At 60.7% G+C, this 15124-nt stretch carries 8 protein-coding genes; 5 read left to right on the forward strand and 3 right to left on the reverse strand.

The genetic code is table 11. From position 1 onward, the window contains the following. Positions 1 to 75 precede the first annotated feature (75 nt). The 3 genes from ACIGEK_RS05510 to ACIGEK_RS05520 are packed head-to-tail and all read left to right on the forward strand — an operon-like array spanning position 76 to position 9015. Entirely contained in the window at positions 76 to 7497 is a 7422-nt protein-coding gene (locus ACIGEK_RS05510) for an Hpt domain-containing protein (protein ID WP_397493087.1), read from the forward strand. Next, positions 7494 to 8513, forward strand: a complete 1020-nt coding sequence (locus ACIGEK_RS05515) for a chemotaxis protein CheB (protein ID WP_397492318.1) — start codon at positions 7494 to 7496, stop codon at positions 8511 to 8513. Before ACIGEK_RS05510 ends, ACIGEK_RS05515 begins: the two co-directional genes overlap by 4 nt. A gap of 31 nt (positions 8514 to 8544) precedes the next feature. Beyond that, the gene (locus ACIGEK_RS05520) at positions 8545 to 9015 is read left to right on the forward strand and encodes a chemotaxis protein CheW (RefSeq protein WP_397492319.1); all 471 of its coding nucleotides are present in this window, start codon (positions 8545 to 8547) and stop codon (positions 9013 to 9015) included. Between the two features lie 63 nt (positions 9016 to 9078). On the opposite strand, the gene ACIGEK_RS05525 is transcribed toward ACIGEK_RS05520, so the two are convergent. Beyond that, a complete protein-coding gene (locus tag ACIGEK_RS05525; RefSeq protein ID WP_397492320.1) occupies positions 9079 to 9798 on the reverse strand; it encodes a 16S rRNA (uracil(1498)-N(3))-methyltransferase in 720 nt (239 codons plus the stop codon). A gap of 83 nt (positions 9799 to 9881) precedes the next feature. After that, a complete protein-coding gene (locus ACIGEK_RS05530) occupies positions 9882 to 11288 on the reverse strand; it encodes an adenosylmethionine--8-amino-7-oxononanoate transaminase (protein ID WP_397492321.1) in 1407 nt (468 codons plus the stop codon). Positions 11289 to 11591: 303 nt separating this feature from the next. Here ACIGEK_RS05530 and ACIGEK_RS05535 point away from each other — a divergent pair, with 303 nt between their 5' ends. Then, positions 11592 to 12137: a cytochrome b gene (locus ACIGEK_RS05535; protein ID WP_397492322.1), complete on the forward strand. Its 546-nt coding sequence runs from the start codon at positions 11592 to 11594 to the stop codon at positions 12135 to 12137. 60 nt (positions 12138 to 12197) lie between these two features. Next, complete coding sequence (locus ACIGEK_RS05540) at positions 12198 to 12776, forward strand: YceI family protein (protein WP_397492323.1); 579 nt, start codon at positions 12198 to 12200, stop codon at positions 12774 to 12776. A 358-nt stretch (positions 12777 to 13134) separates the two neighbouring features. Here the strand turns inward: ACIGEK_RS05540 and ACIGEK_RS05545 are convergent, their stop codons facing one another. After that, complete coding sequence (locus tag ACIGEK_RS05545; protein ID WP_397492324.1) at positions 13135 to 15009, reverse strand: DEAD/DEAH box helicase; 1875 nt, start codon at positions 15007 to 15009, stop codon at positions 13135 to 13137. Positions 15010 to 15124 lie beyond the last annotated feature (115 nt).

Consider the following 15124-nt stretch of genomic DNA (forward strand, 5'->3'; position numbering starts at 1 on the left):
GTAGGCAATGGCAGCGCAGGTCATATTTCAGCAGCTTGAAAAGGCAGAAGAGCCAAGTATATGAGTGGAGTGGCTATGGGTGATCGGCACGATTATGTCGCCCTGGAATGGGTTAAGGGCGAGATCGCGGAAACCCTGAAACAGGCGCGTCAGGCGCTGGAGGCGTTCGTCGAGAACCCCCAGGATGCTACGCGCATGCGTTTCTGCCAGACCTATGTGCATCAGGTGCTTGGCACCTTGCAGATGGTCGAGTTTTTCGGGGCGGCGTTGCTGGCTGAGGAAATGGAACAGCTGGCCGGCGCCTTGATCGACGGTCGGGTGACCAACCAGGGAGAAGCCCTGGAAGTGCTGATGCAGTCGATTCTGCAGCTGCCGGTGTACCTTGATCGCATCCAGACTGCCCGCCGCGACTTGCCGATGGTCGTGCTGCCTCTGCTCAATGACCTGCGCGCTGCGCGTGGGGAAAAACTGCTTTCGGAAACCAGCCTGTTTGCCCCGGATATGTCCGGCCGCACGCCAGCGCTGCCCCATGAAGCCATTGATCAACTGCGTACCGCCGAATTGCCGGTGTTGCTGCGCAAACTGCGACAAATGCTGCAAATGGCCCTGGTCGGGGTGATCCGCAATCAGGATTTGCCGACCAACTTGGGTTATATGGCGCGAGTTTTTGCGCGCCTGGAGAACCTCAGCAAGGATTCACCGCTTGGTCCTCTGTGGCAGATCGCCTCGGGCATTGTCGAAGGTCTGGCCAACGGCAGCGTTGCAAATGGCACCTCGATTCGCACCCTCTTGCGTCAGGTTGATAAGGAACTCAAGCGCCTACTTGAACAGGGCGCCGATGGTTTTAACCAGGCCGCCCCCGACGAGCTGAGCAAGAACCTGTTGTTCTACGTGGCCAAGTCGGCGACGCAGTCGCCGCGCGTACGCAACCTTAAAGAGCACTACCGCCTCGCCGATGCATTGCCGGACACCGATGTTGTCGACGAAGAGCGCGCCCGTCTTGCCGGCCCAGACCGCGACGCCATGCGTTCGGTGGTTGCAGCACTGTGTGAAGAGCTGGTGCGGGTCAAGGACAGCCTCGATCTGTTCGTGCGCAGCGACCGTACCCAGGTCGCCGATCTTGATGCGCTCGCCGCACCGCTCAAGCAGATTGCCGACACCCTTGCGGTGTTGGGTTTTGGTCAGCCGCGCAAAGTCATTGTTGACCAACTCGATGTGGTCAATGGCCTGTCCAAGGGGCAGGGCGAGCCGAGCGATGCGGTGTTGATGGATGTTGCCGGCGCTCTGCTGTACGTCGAAGCCACCCTGGCCGGTATGGTCGGTCCCGCGCAGGATGGCGGCCGTGAAGAAAGTCATCTACCGACTACTGATGTGGCGCAGATTCACCAGCTGGTGATCAAGGAAGCGCGCAACGGCCTTGAGCAGGCCAAAGACGCGATCATCGAGTTTATCGCCTCGCAGTGGAACCATGAGCACCTGGCCCGCGTTCCCGATTTGCTGACTCAGGTGCGTGGCGGCCTGGCGATGATTCCGCTGCAGCGCGCTGCGGACCTGCTGAATGCCTGCAACCGCTATATCCAGGAACAGCTGCTGGCGCGCAAGGCCGTGCCCAACTGGCAGAACCTCGACACCCTGGCGGACGCCATCACCAGCGTCGAGTACTACCTCGAACGCCTGGCTGAAGACCATGCGACCCAGGGCGACCTGATTCTCGACGTGGCTGAGGAAAGCCTGGAGAGTCTGGGTTACCCGCTGAAAGAAAAACCATCGATTCTGGATCGCCTCGAACCGCCGGTAGAGTCCTTCGCGCCGCTGGCTGATCCGCTGGACGATATGGAAGTGCTCAGTGCTGAACCAGAGCAGGTGGCCGAGGTTGAGCCGAGCCCTGAGCCGGCTGTTGAAGAACCGTTAAGCCTGGACCTGGCGGACGACTTCAGTGCCGAATTTTCTGATCTGGATTCGACTGCGATTGAGGCTCCATCCAGTGATGCTGAGTGGATTAACGAAGCGCCGGCTGCCGATCCTGAACTGATCGATTTCAGTATCGACCTGCCAGATGCTGAGCCCCTGCCGCTGGCTGAAATGCCGCAAGAACAAGATTTTGCCGGTGAAGAGTTGCAACTCGGCAGCTTTGAACTGGATGAAAGCGACAGCCCGGCCAACTGGAATGAAGCCGAACTGGCTGCCCTCGAGTTGCCTGAGGTCGAGCTACCCAGTGCTCCGCTAAGCGAAGAGTCTGCGCAACCTGCTGAAGAAAAAGCCTTGTCGATGGCCGACGTGATGGCCGCTCCGGTACAGGCTATCAATCCGCCGGCTCATGATGTGCCGCCAAGCCTTCTGCCGCCGCCGGCTGATGAAGAGCCGATTGATGAAGAGTTGCTGGAAGTCTTTATCGAAGAAGTGGGTGAAGTACTGGAAACCATTGGCGAGTACTTCCCGCAGTGGTGCTCCAATACTGACAACAAGGAGGCCCTGACCGAAATCCGCCGGGCCTTCCATACCCTCAAGGGCAGTGGCCGCATGGTTCGTGCTCTGGTGATCGGTGAGCTGGGTTGGTCGATTGAGAACCTGCTCAACCGCGTGCTCGACCGCAGCATTCAACCGGGTGCCGAAGTGCAGCAGGTGATCGCTGATGTGGTCGCGTTGATGCCTGCACTGGTCGATGAGTTCGCCAATAAAGCACAACGTCAGCGTGATGATGTTGACCACCTGGCAGCCACCGCGCACGCCTTGGCTAAAGGTCGAAGCCTCCCAAAACCTCAAGCCCCGGTTGAGCTGGTAGCGGAGCCCGAGGGCAGCCCAGTCGCTACCGCAGAAGTTGTTGAGGATGAAGACGGGTTAGATCCTCAGCTGCTGGAGATTTTCCGCAACGAAGCGGAAATGCACCTCGATACCCTTGTTGGTTTCCTGGCTGATTGTGCCCAGGAACTGCCGCAGCCTGTCACTGACGACCTGCAGCGTGCCCTGCACACCCTCAAGGGCAGCGCCTCGATGGCCGGTATTCAGCCGGTGGCCGAGATCGCGTCGCCGCTGGAAAAGCTGGTCAAGGAATTCAAAACCAATCTGATCCCGATGGATCTGGCCGAAGCGGAACTGCTGAGCAGCGCCGAGAAACTCTTCCGTTTGGGGCTTGAGCAGCTGGAAAGTCAGCCGCTGGCGGTTCTGCCGGGTGCTGCCGAGTTCCTTGAGCGTGTGCAGAAGCTACACAATGACCGCCTCGAACACGCGGAAAACAGCCGGCAGAGCGATCAAGGTGAGAAACGCGATCCGCAGATGATCAGCATCTTCCTCGCTGAAGGCATGGATATTCTGCTGGATGCTGAAGACTTGCTGCGCAAATGGCGTGAACACCCGTCCGAGCGCCAGGAACTGAGCTCTCTGCTGGATGAGCTGACGACACTCGGTCGTGGCGCTGAGATGGCCGAGCTGCCGCAAATCGATGAGCTCTGCGAAGCCTTGCTCGACCTCTATGGTGCGGTCGAGGAAGGTCGTCTGGCGGTCAGCGAGCGCTTCTTCAGCGAAGCCGAGCAAGCCCATGAAGCCCTGATTGGCATGATGGATCAGGTCGCTGCTGGCCTGCAGGTCAGTGGGGCTCCTGAGCGCGTAACAGCCCTGCGCAACTTGCTGCTTGAAGCGCTCGACCCTAATACCCTGGCCCTACTGTCCAACAACGGCGCTGCCGGTATCGAGATTGTTGAGCTGGCCGACGCCACTGCTGCGCTCGAAGAGCTCAGCCAGGCCGAGCCCGATGAATTGATCGAGCCGTTGCAGCTCGACGCACCGGATGTTGAAGAACTGCCTGCGCCTATCGAGTCGGTCAGCGAGCTGCTGGTCGAACCGCCGGCTGCTTCGCTGTACGAATCGCTCGATGAAGAAATGGTATCGATCTTCCTCGAAGAAGCGGTCGATATTCTGGAGAGCGCCGGTCAGGCGTTGGAGCGCTGGTTGGCCGATACGGACAACAAAGCCGCGCTGTCATCGCTGCAGCGTGATCTACACACTCTCAAGGGTGGCGCACGCATGGCTGAGATTCGCCCGATTGGCGATCTTGCCCATGAGCTCGAGTCCTTGTACGAGGGCCTGGTTGATCGTCGTTTCAGCTTCTCGCAACCACTGGCAAACCTGCTGCAGCAAAGCCATGACTCCCTGGCGCAACTGCTGGAGCAACTGCAGGCGCGCGCTGCCATGCATTCGCCGCTGGAACTGATCGAAGCTATACGCAGCTTCCGCCAAAGTGGCGGACAAAGCTTGCCAGTGACCCCGGCTATCTCCGAGCCTGTAGCCGAAGCCGAAGCCGAAGCCGAAGCCGAAGCCGAAGCCGAAGCCGAAGCCGAAGCCGAAGCCGAAGCCGAAGCCGAAGCCGAAGCCTTACCGATGATCGAATCGTTCGATTTGGCAGAGGCTGAGCCTGCTGAGCTGCCCGAGGTAGAAGAAGAAATCGACTTTGGCATCCTGGCTGATGCACCGCAGGAGCCACTGGATAGCGAACCATTGGCAACTGAAGCACTGGATATCGAAGAATTCGAATTGCCCGCCGTGGAGTTCGACGAGCAACCGCAGGTCGAACCTATTGCTGAAAGCGAAGCCGATTTTGCGGCGACTCCCGATGTTGTCCCCGACCCCGACCCCGAACCCGAACCCGCGCCGGTCGCTGTTACTGCACCCGCCGTATTTGATGATGAGCGCGATCCTGAGCTGGTAGAAATCTTCCTTGAGGAAGGTTTCGACATCATCGACAGCGCCGGTGCGGCGTTGCAGCGCTGGATGGGTGACGTCAATAACAGCCTGGAACTGGAATCGCTGCAGCGCGACCTGCACACCCTCAAGGGTGGCGCACGCATGGCTGAGATCCGTGAAATCGGTGACCTCGCCCATGAGCTGGAATTCCTCTACGAAGGCCTTGGTCAAGGACGTTTGCGCGCCAGCCAGGACTTGTTCACCTTGCTCCAGGCCTGTCACGACAGCCTGGCTGAGATGCTTGAAGCCGTACGCGACAAACGTGGCGTACCAAGCGGTGAGGCGCTGATCGAAACCATCAAGCGGTTTCGCGCCAACCCGGATGAACAACTGAGCATGCCGTCTGCGGTAGCCCTCAAAGCCGCCGAAGCTCAGCAGGATGACGATGCCGAATCGGACATTCTCGACATCTTCCTCGAGGAAGGTGATGACCTGCTGGAAGCCATGGAAACCGCTATCGGCCGTTGGGAGGCTGATCGTGAAGACGGCGCCGCCATCGACGATATGCTGCGCATCCTGCATACCCTCAAAGGTGGTGCACGGCTGGCTGGGCAGAAGCGCCTGGGTGACCTGAGCCACAGCCTCGAACAGCACCTGACCGAGGCGCAAGCCCAGGGCGCGCCATGGCCGCAGAGTCTGTTTGTCGATGTGCAATCGGGTTTCGAAGGTTTGCAGCAGGAACTCGACGCGCTGCGTCAGCGCCTGAATGACAGCCTGGTGGCAGATGCGGCGAGCCCGCAAGCACCTGCTTCAGTGGCCGAACAATCGTCACGCTTGCCCGAATTGAGTACGCCGATTGTCGCGGCCAGCTCCATGCCGGCGCAGGAGCTGGTGGCCAAGGTGCTGCCGTTTGTGCGTCGCGCTGAAGAAGCTGCGCAGGAAGCTGCCTCGCGGCGTGCACCGCAGGAACTGGTCAAGGTACCGGCCGAATTGCTCGAAGGCCTGGTTAACCTGGCCGGTGAAACCTCGATTTTCCGGGGCCGGGTCGAACAGCAGGTCAGTGACTTCGGCTTCACCCTGAGTGAAATGGAAGCCACGATCGACCGTGTACGCGACCAGTTGCGTCGTCTCGATACCGAAACCCAGGCGCAGATTCTCAGCCGTATCGAGGCTGAAGCCGAGCGTATGGGTTATGAGGATTTCGATCCGCTGGAAATGGACCGTCACTCACAGCTGCAGCAGCTCTCGCGTGCACTGTTCGAGTCCGCTTCCGACTTGCTCGATCTGAAAGAAACGCTGGCCGCGCGTAACCGCGATGCGGAAACCCTGCTGCTTCAACAGGCGCGGGTCAACTCCGAATTGCAGGAAGGCCTGATGCGTACGCGCATGGTGCCTTTCGACCGTCTGGTGCCGCGTCTGCGGCGTATCGTGCGGCAGATTTCCGGTGAGCTGGGCAAGCAGGTCGAGTTCGTCGTCGGCAACGCCGATGGCGAGATGGACCGTACCGTACTCGAACGTATCGTTGCGCCGCTGGAACACATGCTGCGTAACGCCGTCGACCACGGCATCGAGGCCGCCGATGTACGTCGTGCTGCCGGCAAGTCGGAGCAGGGCACCATTCGCCTGGCACTGGGCCGCGAGGGCGGCGATATCGTCCTGACCCTGGCTGATGACGGCGGCGGTATTCGCCTGGATGCGGTCAAGCGCAAGGCCATCGAGCGCGGCTTGATGGATGCCGACTCGGACCTGACCGACTACGAAGTGCTGCAGTTCATTCTCGAGGCCGGTTTCTCCACCGCCGAGAAGATTACCCAGATATCCGGGCGTGGCGTTGGTATGGACGTGGTCCACTCCGAGGTCAAGCAGCTTGGTGGCTCTATGAGCATCGAGTCGATCCCCGGCACTGGCACGACCTTTACCATTCGCCTGCCGTTTACCGTGTCGGTCAACCGCGCACTGATGGTGCTGTCGGGCGAAGACCTCTACGCCATTCCGTTGAACACCATCGAAGGTATCGTGCGGGTTTCCCCATACGAGCTGGAAGCCTACTACGCGCCGGATGCGCCGCGCTTCGAGTATGCCGGGCAGAGCTATGAACTGCGTTACCTGGGCGATCTGCTGAATAACGGTCAGCAGCCAAAATTGGTGGGTCAGAGCCTGCCGCTGCCGGTGATTCTGGTGCGCTCCAAGGAGCACGCCGTAGCCGTGCAGGTCGACTCCCTGGCGGGTTCGCGGGAGATCGTGGTGAAGAGCCTCGGCCCGCAATTCGCCGGCGTACACGGAATTTCTGGTGCGACTATCCTCGGTGACGGTCGCGTGGTGGTGATTCTCGACCTGCTGGCGACCATTCGCGTGCTGCACGCGCATTTGCTTACTCAGCTGCAACCGCGCCTGCTCAAGCAGTCGGCGACGGCGGCGGAGATCGAAGCAGATCGGCCGACCCTGGTCATGGTGGTCGACGACTCGGTCACCGTGCGCAAGGTCACCAGCCGCCTGCTCGAGCGTAACGGCATGAACGTGCTGACCGCCAAAGACGGTGTCGATGCGATCTCGCAGCTGCAGGAGCGCAAGCCCGACATCATGTTGCTGGATATCGAAATGCCCCGCATGGACGGCTTCGAAGTGGCAACCCTGGTGCGCCACGATGAGGGCCTGAAAGACCTGCCGATCATCATGATCACCTCGCGTACCGGTGAAAAACACCGGGAGCGGGCCATGAGCATTGGCGTCAACGAGTACCTTGGTAAGCCTTACCAGGAGTCCTTGTTGCTTGAAACCATTCAGCAACTGGTGGGCCGCCACCCGGTAAACCGCACATGACCGAGAAAACTGCAGCCCGTATTGCGGTTATTGCCGACACCTCGCTGCAGCGCCATGTGCTGCAGCAGGCGTTGACTGGTAGCGGCTATCAGGTAGTGATGAACAGCGATCCGGCTCGCCTCGATCAGGAAACCCTGAACGCCTGCGAAACCGATCTGTGGCTGGTTGATCTGGCGCAGTCGGAAGATTTGCCGCTGGTCGACAGCCTGATGGAAAGCGCCTCGGCCCCGGTGCTGTTTGGTGAAGGCCACGCACCTGAGCGTCATTCAGAAAACTATCCGCGCTGGGAGCGTCGTCTCTTCGGCAAGCTGAAGAAGCTGGTTGGTGATCCCTCGCAGGCAGTTGGCCCGAGTCTGGAAGCCCTACTGGCTGAAGCGCAGCGCCCGTCGCGTCTGGATCTTCCGGCTGCGCTGGCGGATACCCCGCTGGTAGCCGGTGAGCCGGCGCGTCAGGTATGGCTGCTGGCTGCATCCCTTGGTGGGCCAGCTGCTGTTAAAGCCTTTCTCGATGCCTTGCCGGGCGGTCTGCCGGTGGGGTTTGTGTATGCCCAGCATATCGATGCGAGCTTCGAGAGCGCGCTGCCGCAAGCGGTGGGGCGCCACAGCCAGTGGCATGTAAATCCAGCGCGGCACGGTGACCCAGTGCGTTGCGGTGAAGTCGTGGTGGTGCCGATCAGTCATGAGTTGGGCTTCAGCGATGACGGTCAGATGCAGATTTCCGAGCGGGGTTGGCCAGAGCCCTACAGTCCGTCGATCGACCAGATGATGCTTAACCTGGCCCAGCACTTTGGCGCCCTGAGCGGTGTAATCGTCTTCAGTGGTATGGGCAGTGACGGCAGCGCCGCAGCCGCCTATGTGCGCCGCCAGGGCAGCGTGATCTGGACTCAGCGTGCTGACAGCTGCGCCTGCCCGAGTATGCCGGACAGCCTGCGTGAAGCCGGCTACAGCAGCCTCAGTGGTGATCCGCGCGAGCTGGCTGAAGCCCTGGTCAATCACCTGGCCGAGCAGTGCCGATAATCCGGGGCAGTGCCCTGTACAGGAAATTTTCATGAGCCAAGCCGTCGCCACGCAGAACAGCGCCAACAGCCTTACCGGTCTGTTGATGCCGCTGACTGACCGTACCCTGCTACTGCCCAACGTTGCGGTTGCCGAGCTGATCCCATATCGCGCGCCGCAGGTCAGTGAGGGCATGCCCAGCTGGTTCCTCGGGCAGATTGCCTGGCGTGATCTGCGTCTGCCGCTGCTGTCGTTCGAGGCCGCGTCGGATGGTCAGGTCAGCGTCAGCCCGGGCTCTCGGGTGGCGGTGATCAACGCCCTCGGCGGTCGTCCGTCGGTGAAGTTTATTGCCGTGCTGGTGCAAGGCATTCCACGCTCGATTAAGGTCGGTGCTGAGCTGGTGCGTGCCGATGTCGCCCTGTCGCCGCTGGAGCTGGATGCGGTGCAGTTTGGTGAGGCGGTGTTGAAAATTCCGGACCTGATCGGCTTGGAACAGAAGCTGGCAGATGCCGGATTAATCTGACCGCGAATAAACCAAAAAGCCCGCGTTAGCGGGCTTTTTTATGCTTAAAGCTCAGCTGGCGGGCTAGAAGTCACCCCATAGTTGCTGCGCTACGCTTAGTGCGACCACCGGTGCGGTTTCCGTGCGCAGTACGCGCGGGCCGAGGCGGGCGGCGTGGAAGCCTTGGGTTTTCGCCAAGGCAACTTCATTGTCGTTCAGACCGCCTTCCGGGCCGATCAGAAAAGCTAACGACTTTGGCTGTGGATGGCTGGCCCAGGGCTCCGCGACCGGGTGCAGGACGAGTTTAAGCTCGGCCGCGACCTGCCCCAGCCATTCACCGAGGCTCATGGGCGGATGAATGATCGGCAGCACCGAGCGGCCGCATTGCTCGCAGGCGCTGATTGCCACTTGCCGCCAGTGCGCCATGCGCTTGTCGGCGCGTTCGTCCTTGAGGCGCACTTCGCAGCGCTCGCTGATGATCAGGCTGATTTCATTGGCGCCCAGTTCGGTGGCTTTCTGAATTGCCCAATCCATGCGCTCACCGCGCGATAGACCCTGGCCCAGATGAATATGCAGGGGGGATTCGGCCTGACCGGCAAAGGCTTCGCGCAGTTCGACGCGTACGCTTTTCTTGCCCACTTCGATCAGTTCGCCGAGAAATTCCTGGCCGCTGCCATCGAACAATTGCACCGCATCGCCTACGGCATGCCGCAACACTCGGCCGATATAGTGGGCCTGGGCTTCCGGCAGCTCGTGCTGGCCGAGGGAAAGAGGGGCATCGATAAAGAAACGAGAAAGGCGCATGGATTAATCGCTGCAGCGGCACAGTTGAGGCGGCAAGCTTACCGCCTCAGGCGTGCCGCATACAGCCGGCTAGTTAGGAAGGATTAGCCCGGATCGCGAAACCCCGGATAGTTGGTATTGCCATGCGCCACGCTCACCGAGGTGCGGGTGGCGATGTCGATGCCTTCACTGGCCACTTCAGCGAGGAAGTCGATCTGCTCGGGGGTGATTACATAAGGCGGCAGGAAATACACCACGCTGCCCAGTGGCCGCAGCAAGGCGCCGCGCTCAAGGGCATGTTGGAATACCTTGAGGCCGCGGCGCTCCTGCCAGGGGTAGGCGGTCTTGCTGGCCTTGTCCTGCACCATTTCGATGGCCAGAGCCATGCCGGTTTGGCGCACTTCGGCGACATGCGGGTGGTCGGCGAGGTGCGCGGTGGCGCTGGCCATCCGCGCGGCTAACGCCTTGTTGGCCTCGATCACATTGTCCTGCTCGAAGATATCCAGGGTTGCGAGGGCGGCCGCGCAAGCCAGCGGATTGCCGGTGTAGCTGTGCGAGTGGAGGAAGGCGCGCAAGGTCGAGTAGTCATCGTAGAACGCCTGGTACACCTCGTTGGTGGTCAGGCATGCCGCCAGCGGCAGATAGCCCCCTGTCAGGGCTTTCGATAGGCAGAGGAAGTCCGGGCGGATGCCGGCCTGTTCGCAGGCAAACATCGTCCCGGTACGGCCGAAGCCCACGGCGATCTCATCGTGGATCAGGTGTACGCCATAACGGTCGCAAGCTTCGCGCAGCAGCTTGAGGTAGATCGGATGGTACATGCGCATGCCGCCCGCACCCTGGATCAGCGGCTCGACGATTACCGCCGCGACTTCATGGCCGTGCTCGGCCAAGGTCTGTTCCATTGCGGCGAACATATTGCGCGAATGTTCCTCCCAGCTCATGCCGTCGGGGCGGTGGTAGCAATCCGGGCTGGGCACCTTGATGGTGTCGAGCAGCAGCGCTTTGTAGGTGTCGGTAAACAGCGCGACATCGCCTACCGACATCGCCGCAATGGTTTCGCCGTGGTAGCTGTTGGAGAGGGTAACGAAGCGCTTCTTCGCCGGTTTGCCGACGTTGAGCCAGTAGTGAAAACTCATCTTCAGCGCGACTTCGATGCAGGATGAACCGTTGTCGGCGTAGAACACCCGGTCCAGGCCTGCGGGGGTCATCTTGACCAGGCGCTCGGACAGTTCGATTACTGGCTGATGGCTGAAGCCGGCGAGAATCACATGCTCCAGCTGATCGACCTGATCCTTGATGCGTTGATTGATCCGTGGGTTGGCGTGGCCGAATACATTGACCCACCAGGAACTGACCGCGTCGAGGTAGCGTTTGCCGTCGAAGTCTTCCAGCCACACGCCTTCACCGCGCTTGATCGGCACCAACGGCAGCTGCTCGTGGTCCTTCATTTGTGTGCAGGGGTGCCAGAGCACTTTCAGGTCACGCTGCATCCACTGGTCGTTAAGGCTCATCGCTCTACTTCTTCCTCGGCTCGCAATAATCTGCGCCAAGCCTATCAGAAGCACTGTGGTGGATGGACGGCACAACTGCGCTAGATCTGCCAGGCTGGCCGCTGATCCTCTCTATCCTGCCGTTTGTAGCTGGAGGGCTGAACTTTGCCGGGTGGCGCTAGACTAATTTGGCTGCGTTAAAGGGCTGAGCGATGCATCGTATTTCTCGATATTTCAAAGCGAAAAATTCCGCTTTTTGTCGATAGGTTTGTTGCTAGTCTTGCTCCACTCGCGGTCCCTGTCCTTCTCGCTGGAAAGTTCGCAATGCAATGGCGCAATAGCTCTTCTCACTACGGTCTGGTCAGTATTCTGATGCACTGGCTTGTGGCGTTAACCGTATTCGGCCTGTTTGGCCTGGGTTACTGGATGGTCGGCCTGGATTACTACAGCAGTTGGCGCCAGACCGCCCCGGATCTGCACAAGAGCATCGGCCTGGTGCTGTTTGCGGTGATGCTCGGCCGGGTGCTGTGGCGCTGGTTCAGTCCGCCTCCTGCGAGTTTGCCGAACCATGGGCGAATGACCCGCCTGGCCAGCAAGCTGGGCCACAGCTTTCTCTACCTGGGGCTGTTTGTCCTGATGATTTCCGGCTACCTGATCTCTACGGCAGACGGCCGCGGCATCCCGGTATTCGGCTTGTTTGAAGTGCCGGCTAGTCTGACCAGCATTCCTGATCAGGAAGACGTTGCTGGTTTGGTGCATGAGTACTTGGCGTGGGCGCTGGTGATCTTTGCCGGCATTCATGCCCTGGCTGCGTTGAAACACCACTTTATTGATCGCGACCGTACGCTTACGCGGATGTTCGGGCGCTAGTTAGCTTTGCTGTTTCCGGGGCTGGATTGGCCCCATCCCACACTCACAAGGAGTATGCCGATGTTGAAGAAAACCCTCGTAGCCCTGGCACTTGGTGGCGCACTGATTGGCGCTGGTCAGGCGATGGCTGCCGATTACGCCATCGACAAGCAAGGCCAGCACGCCTTCGTCAATTTCAAAATCAGCCACCTGGGCTACAGCTGGCTGTACGGTACGTTCAAGGACTTCGACGGCAGCTTCAGCTTCGACGCCGCCAAGCCGCAGGACAGCAAGGTCAACGTGACGCTGAACACCACCAGCGTTGACACCAACCATGCCGAGCGCGACAAGCACATCCGCAGCGATGATTTCCTCAACGTCAGCGAGCATCCGACTGCGACCTTTGCGTCCACTTCGGTCAAGTCCACTGGCGAGGGCACTGCCGATATCACCGGCGACCTGACCCTCAATGGCGTGACCAAGCCGGTGGTGATTGCCGCCACGTTTATCGGTGAAGGCAAAGACCCATGGGGCGGCTACCGTGCTGGTTTCGCAGGCAGCACCACGCTGAAGCTAAAAGACTTCGGCATCACCAAGGACTTGGGCCCAGCGTCGGAAAGCGTCGAGTTGATCATCTCGGTTGAAGGCGTACGCAAGTAAGCCCGGTTGGCCGCACCGCGACGTAACCCATCGCTGAACGAATGCTGCACCAACAAAAACGCCGCCCACTGGGCGGCGTTTTCGTGTGCGGCTAGCAGGCTGTTGAAAAACTACCTGCTTTGCCATCGCGGCGTTAAAAACAGGCTCACAGCCGAAGGCTGAACGTGCTTTAGCACGGCCCCGAAGGGGTGAGCGAAGCGAATCAAATGCTCATTTACAACTCGTAAACTCCGCTTTTGACTCACTGCGTTCGCCCTTCGGGCCAGCCTACGGCTGTTACTTCGTTGCGCTGCATTTCGCCTGTTTTTGCCTTGCGCTGGCTGCCTCGCCAACGTTTTTCAACGGCCTGCTTCGCGAACTATGACTCTTCGCGGTTGCGCGTCAGCAGGGCCGGCTTTTCGCCACGCGGGCGGGCGCTCGCCAGTTCGTCGAGCTGCTCCGGCGTCGGGAAGCGATCCAGGCGCGAGCCTTTGTGCACTATCACCGGTTGCTTGTCGCGTGGGCTTTTCACTGCCGCTTCCTGGCGTGGCAGCTCATCGCGGTTAAGCGAGGTGGTGCGGGTGTCACGCGGCGGACGTGCACGGCCGGAGCCATTACGGCCCTGACCGCCTTGGCCACCAGAACCCGAGCCCTGACGACGACCCTGACCGCCAGTATTGGCGCCACCGCCATTGCTGCGTGGCGGCTTGGCTGGACGAGCACCCAGACCGACGCCATTGCTGGCGCTCGGACCGCTTGGCGCTGCAGGCGCACCGGGCCGACGGCCACGGTTCTGCTGCTTGTTCTGGTTCGGGCTTACATAGTCGGCACGGTTGCCGAAATTATCGATTTCATCGTCGCGGAACTCATCCGGCGCGCGGTCCGGAGGGAGTGCGGGCACAGCCGGTGCGGCAGCGCGGCTTGATGATGCGCCACGCGGCTGTTGGCTGCGGCCGCCCTGGGGTTTGCTGCGGTTGCTATCGCGACCGCTGTCCTTGCCTTTGTCCTTGCGTCCGCCACCATGGCGATCGCCTTCTGGCTTGGCGCCGCGCGGTTGACGTGGCTTCTGCGGCTCACGCACTTCCGGGCGTTCAGCTTCGACCTTGCTGGCATCAAAACCGAGCAAATCGCCGTCGCCGATCTTCTGCTTGGTCATGCGCTCAATGCCCTTGAGCAGCTTCTCTTCATCCGGGGCAACCAGGGAGATCGCCTCACCGCTGCGGCCGGCACGGCCAGTACGGCCGATACGGTGTACGTAGTCTTCTTCGATATTCGGCAGCTCGAAGTTGACCACGTGTGGCAGCTGGTCGATATCCAGGCCGCGGGCGGCGATATCGGTGGCCACCAGGATGCGCACATTGCCGGCCTTGAAGTCAGCCAGGGCTTTGGTGCGGGCGTTCTGGCTCTTATTGCCGTGGATCGCCACGGCCGGCAGGTTGTGCTTGTCGAGGTATTCGGCCAGGCGGTTTGCACCGTGCTTGGTACGGGTGAACACCAGGACCTGTTCCCAGGCGCCAGCGGTGATCAGGTGAGCGAGCAGGGCGCGCTTGTGACTGGCCTGAACGCGGAACACACGCTGTTCGATGCGCTCGACCGTGGTGTTCGGCGGCGTAACTTCGATGCGCTCCGGGTTGTGCAGCAGCTTGCCGGCGAGATCGGTGATGTCTTTCGAGAAGGTTGCCGAGAACAGCAGGTTCTGGCGTTTGGCCGGAAGTTTGGCGAGGACCTTCTTCACGTCATGGATAAAGCCCATGTCGAGCATGCGGTCGGCTTCGTCGAGGACGAGGATTTCCACATGCGACAGGTCGATGGCGCGCTGGTTGGCCAGGTCGAGCAGGCGACCGGGGCAGGCCACCAGTACGTCGACACCCTTGGCCAGGGCCTGGACCTGTGGGTTCATACCAACGCCGCCGAAGATGCAGGCGCTGACGAATTTCAAATCGCGGGCATACAGCTTGAAGCTGTCATGCACCTGGGCAGCCAGTTCGCGGGTCGGGGTCAATACCAGGACGCGCGGTTGTTTCGGGCCGTGACGCTGTTCGCGATCCGGGTGACCGTTGGGGAACAGTCGCTCGAGGATCGGCAGGGCAAAACCGCCTGTCTTACCTGTACCCGTCTGGGCCGCCACCATCAGGTCGCGACCTTGCAACGCGGCGGGGATGGCCCGCTGTTGCACCGGAGTGGGTTGGGTGTAGCCGGCGGATTCGACCGCACGGACTAAAGCCTCGGAGAGACCGAGGGAGGCAAAGGACATGTGTAATCCTGTCTAGTGAGGGCGCAGCCCTATGGGGTGTATTGCCTGGCTTGAATCACGCTTGGGGGGCGCAATCCCGTCCGGTACTACTGGCCTCTGGGGGCTAGCATCCGGG

Origin of the sequence: Pseudomonas sp. NPDC079086 (assembly GCF_044542155.1) — a bacterium.
In the GTDB taxonomy this organism is placed as follows: Bacteria; Pseudomonadota; Gammaproteobacteria; order Pseudomonadales; family Pseudomonadaceae; genus Aquipseudomonas.

Bases quoted from the DNA above. Each gene is read 5' to 3' on its own strand.
- ACIGEK_RS05540 (WP_397492323.1), top strand. From the start codon at position 12,198: ATGTTGAAGAAAACCCTCGTAGCCCTGGCACTTGGTGGCGCACTGATT.
- ACIGEK_RS05520 (WP_397492319.1), top strand. From the start codon at position 8,545: ATGAGCCAAGCCGTCGCCACGCAGAACAGCGCCAACAGCCTTACCGGT.
- ACIGEK_RS05510 (WP_397493087.1), top strand. From the start codon at position 76: ATGGGTGATCGGCACGATTATGTCGCCCTGGAATGGGTTAAGGGCGAG.
- ACIGEK_RS05525 (WP_397492320.1), bottom strand. From the start codon at position 9,798: ATGCGCCTTTCTCGTTTCTTTATCGATGCCCCTCTTTCCCTCGGCCAG.
- ACIGEK_RS05545 (WP_397492324.1), bottom strand. From the start codon at position 15,009: ATGTCCTTTGCCTCCCTCGGTCTCTCCGAGGCTTTAGTCCGTGCGGTC.
- ACIGEK_RS05530 (WP_397492321.1), bottom strand. From the start codon at position 11,288: ATGAGCCTTAACGACCAGTGGATGCAGCGTGACCTGAAAGTGCTCTGG.
- ACIGEK_RS05515 (WP_397492318.1), top strand. From the start codon at position 7,494: ATGACCGAGAAAACTGCAGCCCGTATTGCGGTTATTGCCGACACCTCG.
- ACIGEK_RS05535 (WP_397492322.1), top strand. From the start codon at position 11,592: ATGCAATGGCGCAATAGCTCTTCTCACTACGGTCTGGTCAGTATTCTG.